This is a genomic window from Clostridium yunnanense, assembly GCF_016595795.1.
GTDB lineage: Bacteria > Bacillota > Clostridia > Clostridiales > Clostridiaceae > Clostridium_AR > Clostridium_AR yunnanense.
On the sequence record NZ_JAENHN010000005.1, the window covers coordinates 1 to 11,884 of the forward strand.

Here is an 11,884-nt window from a genome sequence, read left to right on the forward strand (position 1 = left end):
TCTAGTGATGATGCGTCTAAGGGTTACACCCGTACCCATTCCGAACACGACGGTTAAGACTTAGACGGCTGATGGTACTGCATGGGCGACTGTGTGGGAGAGTAAGTGGTCGCTAGGTAAATGTGGTTCACTAGCTCAGTCGGTAGAGCACATGACTTTTAATCATGGTGTCCGGGGTTCGATTCCCCGGTGAGCCACCAAACCTCTGTTTATACAGAGGTTTTTTATTTTTCAAAATTTATAGTAAGTAAGTCTTTGAATAACTGAATGTATGATCATATATATTAAAAAAATAGACGCATAAAAAAATCACTAATTATCTTAATTAGTGATTTTTGCTTTATCATAATATATAACATTAAGAAGTGTACTGAAATTATGAAGTAATCCACAGATAAAATTACATAATCCACAGATAATATTAAGATAATAGTCTAGTCTGTGGATTATATAAAAAAGTTGCTAAGGCAACATTCTTTAGTGGAATTTTCAATAGCAAAGAATACTTAAATATATAACTATAATCAAAAATTGCTAGGTGTAGGTCAGTGGAAATTAATCATGAGTTACTTTCCAGTTATCATTCACAGTAGCAGAAATGATCTTTCTATCTAATATATAATTAGCAATTAGTTCGGAAACATCCGTAGGTATATCTTTAACTAAAAGTTTATCTTTAAACATAAAATAATCTCCACCGCCAGAAGCTCTGTAATTGTTCATTACTACGTTATATTCTTTATACATATCCATATCAGAGCCTTTGTATTTTAATAATGCAACTCTACTTCCTACAGGTTTAGAAATATTTAAAACATATTCGATACCTTCCCACATATCATAATTGTAATGTTGTGGTTTAGGATTAGAAAAATCTTTGCTTACTATATATTGACCATCTACATATTCGAAATAAGAGGCACTTCTCTCTAAAGCTAACTTTATATCAGAGCCTTTAAGTTTTAACACTTTAAGAGTATTTGGATAAATATAATTAGAGACAACATCTCGCATAGTGACATCTGTTTTTAAACCAGGGCTTCTATTGTCAAAAAGTGATGTAAGAGATATATCAGTTTCACCATAATGCATCTGAACTTTATTGATAAATTCCATCAATGGATTATCCTTTAATCTAATCTCAATAGGATCTGTTATTGTCATATCGCCAGCTATCTTTCCTATAGGGGTATCTAGCCAAGCTTGAGTATTTTCCTCATATTTCTTAATTAATCGTATGCATTCATCATCAACGTCATAATCTTTAGAATAGAGTAACTTACTTGAGGCGTCTTTAATCTTCCATACAGAAGATTGTTTTTCTAATTTTAGAGATATCTTTCCTAAACATACTCCATCAAATCCAGATTGGCATACTAACACATTATTTATATACTTATCATATATGGATCTATGTTGGTGTCCTGTTAGTAAAAGATCTATTCCTTGAACCTTTTCGCATATTTCATATCCTTGATTTTCGCCAGTGAGATTTTCAGAGGGAACTCCTGTATCTATATCTCTTTCAAATCCACCATGATATGCAACTACTATTATATCAGCACCTTCATTTTTCATTTGAGGAATCCAATTGTTTAGTGATTTTATAACATCTTCGAAATTTAAGTCTTTGATTATATGAGGTTGTTCCCAGTTAGGAATATACTTAGTAGTGCATCCAATTATACCGATATTTAAGTCATCAGAAAACCTCTTTATTATATAAGGTTTACCAAAGTAAGGTCTGTTATTTGATTTATCAAGGATATTTGAGCTAAGCCATGGAAAATTAGATTGATTTCTTGCATTTAGTAAATAGTCCATACCATAATTAAACTCATGATTTCCTACAGTAAAGGAATCGTATCCTAAATAATTAAAGAGTTTTATTACAGGGTTTTCTCCCTGTGCATTAATTCGTGCATAATAATATATAAGTGGAGACCCTTGAAGGGCATCTCCACAATCTATAAGTAAAGTATTATCATTCTTTTTCTTTTCATCTTTTATTATACTAGATAGTTTAGAAAGGCCTATATCTCTGTATTCATTAGTTCCATAATATATGGGTAATATGCTTCCATGAATATCACTAGTGTGAAGTATAGTTAAATCTAAATTATTTAAATTCATATAAAATAACCTCTTTCATAGATTAGACAGCTAAACCAGTCTTTTTCTTATATTTCCTGATATAAAATCAATAGCAGTAACCATTACTATTATACCCAGCAGTATGATTCCGACTCTGCTCCATTGTCTTGCTTCAAGGGCAAATATAAGTGGTGTACCAATCCCGCCAGCACCAATTATACCTAGTATAGTAGCTGAACGAACATTAATCTCAAATCTATAAAGGGAGTAGGAGGCAAATTCAGGTAATACTTGAGGAATTATAGCGTATTTCAATTTTTGAATAGCATTAGCACCACAAGAGGTTAATGCTTCATAGGGACCCCAATCTATATTTTCAATACCTTCTGAATATAGTTTGCCAAGCATTCCTATAGAATGAACACCTAGAGCTAATACACCAGCGAATGCACCTGGACCAACAGCTTTAATAAAGATAATTGCCATTACGATTTCAGGGAATGTTCTTATAAAGCTTAGTAGAAACTTACCACTGCTGCTAAATAGCTTATTTTTACTCATATTTCTTGCAGCCCAAAATGAAAATGGTATACATAAAAATGCAGATACCACAGTACCTAAAACTGCAATCGCCAAGGTATCAAGTAATCCTCTTAGAAGATCTTCTCCATCTGGAAGGTAAACATATCCCCAATCAGGATGAAATAAGCCTTTAAATATAGAACTTACAACTTGACTGGCAGATTCTTTAATTCCAGAATATTTTATGCCTGTAAATGCCCATACGTATATGGCGATTAATACTATAGCTATAAGCCATTTTGATAATGATTTTTTAAAAGATTTATTTTTTTCTATCATAGTAAATTCTCCCTGATTTTTATGCTTATATTATCAATAATTACTACCATGATTAAGGTTGCAACAATAATAGTGCAAGTTTGATCGTATTTAAATAATCCCAAGGTGCTATCTAATTGAAGTCCTATACCCCCTGCGCCTACCAAACCTAAAACAGCAGCAGCTCTTACATTTATTTCAAAGGTATATAAAACATATGAAATGAACTGGGGTAAAATTTGAGGAATTACTGAAAAATTTATTATTTGAAGGGTGTTACTACCACAGGCTGTTAAAGCTTCCATAGGACCTTCATCTATACCTTCTATTGATTCGTACAATAATTTAGCGACAAGTCCTAGTGAAAAAAAGCTTAAAGCAAATATACCGGCCAGTGGGCCTAGACCAAAAGCTGCAACAAATATAGCAGCAAATAGTAAGTCGGGTATTGTTCTTATAAGATTTAATACTACTCTTGAAATAGATAATAGTATTTTAGATTTGCATATATTTCTTGCAGAAAGTAAAGCTAAAGGAATTGATACAATAGCTCCTAAGGTTGTCCCTATTATAGCCATACGTATGGTTTCCGCCATAGGACTAAATATCCTTGGAAAGTAACTCCAATCAGGAGGGAACATTTCTTTAAAAAGCTTGCCTGTTTCTGGAAGCCCTTTCATGAGCTGTGAAAAGGAAGCGTCTGTTTTTTTAGCACTGGCAATAAGTAAGATAAGTATTAAAATAATTGTAAGATATAACTTCATGTTAGAAGGTTTTTTTATAGTTTGCTCTTTCATCTCTAATCCTCCTAAACTTCAGCAAGATCTTCGGTTTTGCCGTTATATATATAATCAAAGATTTCATCAGTGGCCTCTTCAACAGGACCATCAAAAACTAGTTTACCTTCTCTAAAGCCTAATATTCTAGTTGCATACTTTTTGGCTAAATCTATGTGGTGAAGATTAACTATTGTAGTTATATTCAGTTCTGTATTTATTCTTGCTATGTCGTCCATTACCTGAATTGTAGTTACTGGGTCTAATGAAGCTATTGGTTCATCTGCTAGAAGTATTTTTGCTTGTTGAGCTAAGGTTCTAGCTATAGCTACTCTTTGTTGCTGTCCTCCAGATAATTCATCAGCTCTCATGTAAGCTTTTTGTTCTATTCCAACTTTTTTTAATGAATCAAAAGCTAGTTCTAAATCTTCCTTTGGAAACATTCCTGTTAGAGTTCTGATGGTGGAGTGATAGCCAACTCTTCCCGCTAAGACATTTTTTAGTACGGAGGATCTCTTTACTAAGTTAAAGCTTTGAAAGATCATACCGATATCTCTACGCATCATTCTTAAGTCTTTTCCTTTTGCATTTGTAATAGATTTACCCTTTATGAGTATTTCGCCTGAAGATATTTCATTCAATCTGTTAATAGATCTTAAAAATGTAGATTTTCCTGCACCTGAAAGCCCCACTATTACAACTAATTCTCCTTCGTTTATTGTAACGCTGACATCCTTAAGTCCAATAACACCATTAGGATAAGTTTTTGATACACTTTTAAATTCAATCATAACTTTACCAACCTTTTCATAATGTTTTAAAAATACGAACAATGATTAAAATATGTAGTACTATTTATTATATATTATTTAGTAGAGTTACTGCTAGCTAAATTGTAATAACAACAAATTTAACCTTATTTTAACAGTAAGTGCTATTAATTTTAATATAAGAATACTATAATTTTACTAAGGTTTTCAATAGAACATTAGAAAATTTTACTTCTATAACAATATTTTCAATAAAATTCTGTTATATATAGCAATTATTAAGTAATATGCAACACAAAAATAAACACGAACGATGTTGCAAAAAAAATAAAAATAGTTTATGATTTAAATGTATTTATTGGAAATATAGTTTAATTTTTAATTTTTAGGGAGGATATACTATGAAAAGAAGAATATTAAGTATTGCACTATGCACTGCATTAGCTGTGACTGCCTTGGCTGGTTGTAGCAGTACTAAGAAAGATGACTCAACTACAGCAAAGGGATATGAACCAAAAGAATTAAAAGTTCAATTCGTTCCATCGCAAAATGCTGAAACTTTGGAAGCAAAGGCTAAACCTTTAGAAAAGTTATTATCAGACAAGCTTGGTATACCTGTAAAGGTAAGCGTATCCACAAGCTACAATACAATAATTGAGGCTATGGCTTCAAAGCAAGTAGACATTGGCTTTTTACCTCCAACTGCATACGTACTAGCTAAAGAAAAGAAGGCTGCTGATATTTTACTTCAAGCGCAAAGATATGGAATAAAGCAACCTACTGGAGAAAATACTACAGAACTTGCTGATTCGTATAAATCTATGATAGTTGTAAAAAAAGGTTCAAGTATAAAGAGTTTAGCAGACCTAAAAGGAAAGAAGATAGCTTGGCAAGATGTTACTTCATCTGCAGGATACATATGGCCAGCTGCAGAACTTAAAAAGGCTGGAGTAGATCCTGAAAAAGACGTGCAGGGCATAAGAGTTAAAGGTCATGATAAGGGGATTTTAGCTGTATTAAATGGAGATGTTGATGCGGCAGCAGTATTTGAAGATGCAAGAAATACTGTAAAGAAAGATGTTCCAGACATATTCGATAAAGTTGAACCTATATACTTTACAAAACCAATACCAAATGATACTATCAGCGTAAGACCAGATATATCAGCTGAATGGAAAGAAAAAATACAAAATGCTTTCATAGAGATAGGTAAAGATCCAGAAGGAAAGAAGATAGTAACAGAAATATACTCACATGTTGGATATGTTAAATCAGAAGATAAGAATTTTGATATTGTTAGAGATTATCAAAAGTTAGTTGAAGCTAAATAAAGATAAAAAACTAAATCTAAAAAGGTATGTAAGAATTTAATTAATAATTCTTAGATACCTTTGTTTTTAAGTGTTTTATTTATAAGTTATTATAGTGTCTAATCCTTCTTTTACAGTTGAACCTATAACAGGATTCATTTCTTTTATAACATCAGGGTTTGTAATAAGAACTGGTGTTATTAATGAGAAGCCTTTACTTTCAACAAACTCTCTATTAACTTTTATGATAGGAGTACCAGCCTTTATTTTTACGCCAGGTTCTACTAGTCTTTCAAAACCTTCACCGTTTAGAGAAACTGTATCTATGCCTATGTGAACTAAAAGTTCTACTTCTCCTGCGATTGTCATGGCAAAAGCATGGTTTGTTTTAAATACTAATGATAATTCACCATCAGCAGGAGCTACAAATATAGAACCAGTGCTATCAATTGCAACTCCATCCCCAGCCATCTTTTTTGCAAATACTTCATCTGGAACTCTAGATAAATCTATTGTAGTTCCTGCAACTGGTGCGAGAATCTTTATTTCTTTTTTTAGGAATCCAAACATAATATACTCCTAACTGCACATTATAGTGAAATTAGGAAAACTCACTTCCTTTCAAAAATATAATGATTAAATTAACAAAAAGTTCATAATTAATAGAAAAAGGCATAAGTTTATATAAACTTATGCCTGATTTAACAGTAACACGCATTTTAATTATATATTATTATTTGAACTTAGTCAATTGTAAAAAAGTATGTATTATCGTTATAAAAATATATATGTTAAAATATTTTTAGGAAATATTGCATAAGATGGTAGTATTAATTAAAATGGTATTATATTACAGATAAAAAGGGGGATGCATATGTTATCGAAAGAGATAATAGGCAAAGTATTATCCCAAGCTTTGAAAAGTGGGGGAGATTTTGCTGAAGTTTTTGTTGAAGATACAATGAATAATAATGTAACACTAACTGATGGTAAAGTAGATAGTATAGTTTCAGGGAGAAACTATGGTATAGGTATACGAATATTTAAAGGATTTAGAAGTGTATATGCATATACAAATGAAAATAGTTTGAGTCATTTGACTGAGGTAGCGAGTAAAGCAGCATATGCACTGGGTAACATTGATGATAATCTAGATATTAACTTGAATCTTATTGAGAGAATAAATACTAATATTCATCCGATAATCTATGTTCCTTCCTTTATTGAAAGTACTAAGAAGATTGAAAAGATGAAACTAGCATATAAGTCTGCTAGAGATTATAGCAATGAAATAAGCCAGGCTTCTGTAACATACATGGATAAAGATCAAAAGGTGCTTGTTTCAAACAGTGAAGGATTGTACACAGAGGATAGAAGAATATGGACTAGGTTAGGGATTAGGTCTGTGGCTAGTAATTCAAAAGAAAACCAATTAGGAACAGAAAATCCAGGGAGACTAATGGGTTTTGAGATGTTTGATGTTGTAGACCCTGAGTATTACGGAAGAGAGGCAAGTAAATCAGCTGTTGCTATGCTTCATGCTAATTATTGCCCAGCAGGTAAGATGATGGTTGCGATAGAAAATGGTTTTGGTGGAGTGATATTCCATGAGGCTTGTGGGCATTCACTTGAAGCTACATCTGTTGCAAAGGGAAATTCGGTGTTTTGTGATAGGTTAGGTCAACAAATAGCATCTACAAAGGTAACAGCTATAGATGACGGAACATTACCGAACCTTTGGGGATCATTAAATATAGATGATGAAGGAACAAAGACAAGAAAAAATGTGCTTATAGAAAACGGAATTTTGAAATCATACATGATAGATAAATTAAATGCTAGAAGGATGGGGATGGAGGCTACTGGAAGTTCTAGAAGAGAGTCTTATAAGTTTGCGCCAACATCTAGGATGACAAATACTTATATTGCAAATGGTAATGATAGAAACGAGGATATAATTAAGTCTATAGAATACGGTTTATATGCAAAGAAAATGGGTGGAGGATCAGTTAACCCAATTACAGGAGAGTTTAACTTTGCTGTAGCGGAAGGATATTTAATAAAAAATGGTCAAATATCAGAGGCTGTAAGAGGTGGAAGTTTGATTGGTAAAGGTTCTGATATACTAATGGATATAGATATGGTTGGACAGAACCTTGGTCATGGTCAAGGAATGTGCGGATCCTTAAGCGGGTCTGTTCCGACTAATGTAGGTCAGCCGCTGATTAGAGTAAAACAAATAACTGTTGGTGGAAGATAAGGGGGGGATTTTATGGATATAAGGCGGTTTAAAGATATAATTTTTAAGTTTGCTGAACAAGTAGGCTTTAGTGAATACGAAATTTATTACTCTAACAAAGAAAACTTAGAGATAAGAATCTACGAAGGTGAAGTCGATGGGTATGGTTTAAGCAGTACTGGAGGAGTAAGTTTCAGAGGAATTATTAATGGAAAGATAGGTTATGCATATAGTGAAAGTTTAGATGAAGCTTCTGCTGAAATTATAGTAAAAAAAGCTAAAGAAAATGCTGAGCTTTTAGAGAATGAAGATAAAGATTTTATATATGATGGACAAGGAAAATACAGAAACGTTTCAACATATAATGAGGATATAGATCGACTAACTCCAAGTGAACAGATTAATTTGGCCCTTATCTTAGAGAGAAAAACAAAAGAAGCAAGTAATCTAATTGAAAAGGTTGCTGAGTGTGAAGTTGATACTTCTAAATCAGAAGTGGTAATAATAAATTCTAAGGGACTAGATTTAAAAAGCAAAAAAACTACCGCTACAGCATATGTTGATGCAGTAGCTAAAGATATAAGTGGTATGCAAAGTGGAATGGCTATTAAGATCAGAACAAGTATAGGGGAATTAAATTTAGATGAAATTTCTAAAGAAGCAGCTGATGATGTGATATCTAAGATTGGTTCAAAGTCAATTAAATCAGGCAAATATAAAGTTTTAATATCTAATTATATGATGGCGACTATATTAGGAACATTTCAGGGTGTTTTTAATGCTGATAATGCTCAAAAAGGATTTTCACTGCTTAGAGGAAAAGAGGGGACAACTATAGCTTCTAATATTGTAACTATTACAGATGATCCGATTTTAGAAGGCTCTCCTTATTCCACTCCTTTTGATGATGAAGGTGTACCAACCTATAAGAAATCTATAATAGATAAAGGAAGGTTTACTACACTACTCCATAATTTGAAGACTTCCAATAAAGATAATGTAAATACTACTGGAAATGCATCTAAGGCTTCATTTTCTTCACCAGTTATGATTTCTGCTACAAATTTATATATAGAAAAAGGTGAGAAGTCTTTTGATTCTTTAGTAAGTCTTGTAGGTGATGGATTGTATATAACTAATCTTCAAGGTATGCATTCAGGTGCAAATGCAATAACAGGAGACTTCTCGTTAGCGGCTAACGGAAGGGTGATAAGAGATGGAAAGCTTGAAGAGGCTGTAGATCAAATAACGGTAGCAGGGAACTTTTTTGACTTGTTAAAAAATATTGAAGAGGTTGGAAGTGATTTTGATTTCTATTATTCTAACACTGCTAGTCCTTCTGTTATAGTAAGTGAACTTTCAATAGCTGGTTTGTAAAATGTAATGCAGAAAGTAATCATATTAAATATTTGATTACTTTCTGCATTTTTATACTTATATTAGGTTATTTTAAATACTGTTTTTAAATTAAACATATCCTTATAGTTCAAGTTGAATATTATATTCCTTTAGCCATATATTCATCTGAACTAAATAAGCAATTAATTGAGGTCCGGTCATAAGTTGACCATACCATGGGGTTTTGTATGCATCGCCTTTTGTATCAACTATTTCTTGAACTTTTTTCTTATCTATAATATTCAGTATAGGAGAAGTTTTATCGCTTAGTATATCATTCATAGCTTCGCATACTAAGGATGTGTATATAGGGTTGTGAGTCTTTGGATAAGGACTCTTTTTTCTATATATAATATCATCAGGCAATACTCCCTTTAATGATTTTCTCAAAAGCCCTTTTTCTCTATCATCAGCGAATTTTATCTTTTGAGGTATATTAAAAGCGTACTGAACTAATCTATAGTCAGCAAATGGCACTCTTACCTCAAGACTGTTGGACATACTCATTCTATCTTTCCTATTTAGAAGATTAATCATAAACCACTTGATATTTAGATAGAATAGTTCTCTCATTCTAAAATCTAACTTGCTTTCATTATCTAGATGAGGAACTTGTTTTAAGGTATCTAGATATTCTTGTTGGGTCTTATCCTCTATAGGTAGGTTTTTTAAGTTGTCGGATAGAAGTGATTTTCTATCTTTTACAAATCTTGACCAAGGGAATGTTGGTGTATTTATAAGTTCTTCTCGAGTATACCATGGATACCCACCAAATAGTTCGTCTGCACATTCTCCGGATAATGCTATAACAAAATCTTTTCTTATTTCTTTTGAGAACAAGAATAATGATGAATCTACATCAGCCATTCCTGGTAGGTCTTTAGCGATTACGGCGTCTTTTAAAGCTGCTGTAAGGTCGTTATGGTTTAGTAGAACTGTTTTGTGATTACTTTTAATAAATTTAGACATCTCCAATGCCCAATATTGATCTGATGTTGGTTGAAATAATGAAGATTTAAAGAATTTATCATTATCTTCATAATCTATAGAATAAGTTGTAAGAGTTTTTCCCTTACTTCTATATTCTTCTGCTGCTATTGCTGAAATGGCAGAGGAATCAAGTCCACCAGATAAAAATGTACAAAGAGGAACGTCACCTACTAGTTGCCTTTTTATTGCATCTGTAAGTAAGTCTTTAAGGTGCTCAGCTGCTTCGTCTTCAGTTTCGTTGAATTCTTCAGCAGATACCTTCCAATATTCTTTAATTTTTATCCCGTCTGGAGTAATTAGTACATAGTTGGCTGGAGAAACCTCTTTTATATCTTTATATATACCACTTCCAAGACAATTGGCAGGCCCTAAAGCAAAGATTTCAGTTAAGCTGTCTTTATTTATAATAGGATCTACATAAGGGTGAGCTAATAATGTTTTTATTTCAGAACCAAATATAAAAGAGTTACCTTTTATAGTATAGAATAAAGGTTTCACTCCTAAAGGATCTCTTGCTAAGAATACTCTATTTTCTTTTTCGTCATATATGGCAAATGCAAAAATACCATTTAATTTTGATATACAGTCGACACCCCAACACATATAAGCTGTAAGTAAAACTTCTGTATCGGAGTAAGCGTCGAATTGGAATCCTCTATCTAATAACTCTTTTCTTAGATCTTCAGTATTATATAGTTCTCCATTATATATTAAACAATAATTATGGCCGCCAAGAGTCTTAACCATTGGTTGTTTTCCACCCTCAGGGTCCACAACAACTAACCTTCTATGTCCGAAAAGAACATTATTTGTTTTATAGTATCCATGGCTATCAGGTCCTCTTAATTTTAAGGTATCAGTCATAGCTTCTATTATTTGATGCTGTTTTGAAATGTTATTTCTAAAATTCACCCATCCAGCAATTCCGCACAAAATTATCACCTTCATAAATAATATTATTTTCTATAATATGTAATGGGAGTAGTATTAGTTACCTGTTATTAAGATGAATAATCTAAATATACCAAGTCTGCATATCCTTAATAAGGAATTTATAGAGGTAAAAGGAGTATTTTCCATGTTAACAGTGCCGGGTGTATCAATTGATGAAATATGTTGAAATATGGAGAAAATATAATTAATGGACAAGTAAGTTGCTCTGAGAGAGGTTTATATATTTAAAGGAGTATAACTTTATGTTATTATAAGTCATGTCGCTGAAACAAGTAGTGACGAAGACACGAAAGTAAAATTTATGATTAAAAAATAAGTTTTAAAAAAGTGTTGACAAAGAAATCTTACGGTGGTAAGATATAAAAGCTGTCAGAAAAACAGCAAAATAACTTGGTCTTTGAAAATTAAACAGAGAAGATAAACAAAGTCTAAATATAGACTTAAACTAAACCAGCAATTCTTTTGAAAAAAGACTTACTAAGTAAGTAAGCTATGATTAAACTTTAAATTGAG

General features: G+C 32.2%; 9 protein-coding genes, 1 tRNA gene and 1 rRNA gene. 5 read left to right on the forward strand and 6 right to left on the reverse strand.

Going from position 1 to position 11,884, the window contains the following annotated elements:
- Positions 1-118: ribosomal RNA gene (gene rrf, locus JHL18_RS00975) — 5S ribosomal RNA — on the forward strand.
- Positions 119-124: 6 nt separating this feature from the next.
- Positions 125-200, forward strand: a tRNA-Lys gene (locus JHL18_RS00980).
- A gap of 355 nt (positions 201-555) precedes the next feature.
- Here JHL18_RS00980 and JHL18_RS00985 read toward each other — a convergent pair.
- The 4 genes from JHL18_RS00985 to phnC are packed head-to-tail and all read right to left on the reverse strand — an operon-like array spanning position 556 to position 4,501.
- On the reverse strand, positions 556-2,133 hold the full coding sequence (locus tag JHL18_RS00985) for a bifunctional metallophosphatase/5'-nucleotidase (RefSeq protein WP_200265773.1): 1,578 nt from the start codon (positions 2,131-2,133) through the stop codon (positions 556-558).
- Between the two features lie 30 nt (positions 2,134-2,163).
- Entirely contained in the window at positions 2,164-2,955 is a 792-nt protein-coding gene (gene phnE / locus JHL18_RS00990) for a phosphonate ABC transporter, permease protein PhnE (protein WP_200265774.1), read from the reverse strand.
- A complete protein-coding gene (gene phnE / locus JHL18_RS00995) occupies positions 2,952-3,731 on the reverse strand; it encodes a phosphonate ABC transporter, permease protein PhnE (RefSeq protein WP_200265775.1) in 780 nt (259 codons plus the stop codon). Before phnE (JHL18_RS00995) ends, phnE (JHL18_RS00990) begins: the two co-directional genes overlap by 4 nt.
- A gap of 11 nt (positions 3,732-3,742) precedes the next feature.
- Positions 3,743-4,501: a phosphonate ABC transporter ATP-binding protein gene (phnC, locus tag JHL18_RS01000; RefSeq protein WP_200265776.1), complete on the reverse strand. Its 759-nt coding sequence runs from the start codon at positions 4,499-4,501 to the stop codon at positions 3,743-3,745.
- Between the two features lie 380 nt (positions 4,502-4,881).
- Between phnC and JHL18_RS01005 the strand changes: the two genes are divergently transcribed.
- Positions 4,882-5,811, forward strand: a complete 930-nt coding sequence (locus JHL18_RS01005) for a phosphate/phosphite/phosphonate ABC transporter substrate-binding protein (protein ID WP_200265777.1) — start codon at positions 4,882-4,884, stop codon at positions 5,809-5,811.
- Positions 5,812-5,886: 75 nt separating this feature from the next.
- On the opposite strand, the gene JHL18_RS01010 is transcribed toward JHL18_RS01005, so the two are convergent.
- Positions 5,887-6,360, reverse strand: coding sequence for a PTS sugar transporter subunit IIA (locus tag JHL18_RS01010; protein ID WP_200265778.1), 474 nt, complete (start codon positions 6,358-6,360; stop codon positions 5,887-5,889).
- 304 nt (positions 6,361-6,664) lie between these two features.
- Between JHL18_RS01010 and JHL18_RS01015 the strand changes: the two genes are divergently transcribed.
- Both JHL18_RS01015 and JHL18_RS01020 read left to right on the forward strand, forming a co-directional pair.
- Entirely contained in the window at positions 6,665-8,050 is a 1,386-nt protein-coding gene (locus JHL18_RS01015) for a TldD/PmbA family protein (protein ID WP_200265779.1), read from the forward strand.
- A gap of 12 nt (positions 8,051-8,062) precedes the next feature.
- A complete protein-coding gene (locus JHL18_RS01020; RefSeq protein WP_200265780.1) occupies positions 8,063-9,406 on the forward strand; it encodes a TldD/PmbA family protein in 1,344 nt (447 codons plus the stop codon).
- A 102-nt stretch (positions 9,407-9,508) separates the two neighbouring features.
- On the opposite strand, the gene asnB is transcribed toward JHL18_RS01020, so the two are convergent.
- The gene (asnB, locus tag JHL18_RS01025; RefSeq protein WP_200265781.1) at positions 9,509-11,350 is read right to left on the reverse strand and encodes an asparagine synthase (glutamine-hydrolyzing); all 1,842 of its coding nucleotides are present in this window, start codon (positions 11,348-11,350) and stop codon (positions 9,509-9,511) included.
- Between the last annotated feature and the right edge of the window lie 534 nt (positions 11,351-11,884).